This is a genomic window from Clostridium sp. DFI.1.208 (assembly GCF_024463855.1).
GTDB lineage: Bacteria > Bacillota_I > Bacilli_A > Erysipelotrichales > Erysipelotrichaceae > Clostridium_AQ.
In genome coordinates this window covers 1-396 of record NZ_JANGCA010000213.1, presented here as the reverse complement: position 1 = coordinate 396, position 396 = coordinate 1, and the positions used below count along the sequence as shown (strand labels likewise).

The 396-nt window shown below is 51.5% G+C and carries 1 protein-coding gene; it reads right to left on the bottom strand.

The features are described from left to right. Nucleotides 1-396, bottom strand: a 396-nt coding sequence (locus NE665_RS24085) for a thioredoxin family protein (protein ID WP_256302728.1), incomplete at both ends; no start/stop codon positions are given.

Genomic DNA, 396 nt, shown 5'->3' with positions numbered 1-396 from the left:
TGTAATTCTGCCATGCGAGCTCACTCATCACACCCTGCTCTGTTTTCTTCATCTCTCCATCCTTGAAATAGAAGAACTGCGGCGTGCTTCCGCTGAAGGCAGGGATGAGCTTCTGGATATCCCGGAAAGCCTGATCGGTATCGGATATCTTCTCTCCCTGTTCATCCAGCTTCAGCTCCACGATATCGATGTTCTCATGGGTACGGGAAAAGGGGAGGATGGTCCGTTCCATCAGCGAACAGTCGCTACAGGAATTCTGGGAGACCATAAGGATGAAGGTGCTCTTATCCCCGATCTTTCGCTCCAGCTCCTTCAGCCTGATCTGATCCAGCTGAACATCCTCTTTCGTCAACAGCATATCCGAATCGCCGCAGCCACTCATCACCAGACACAGAC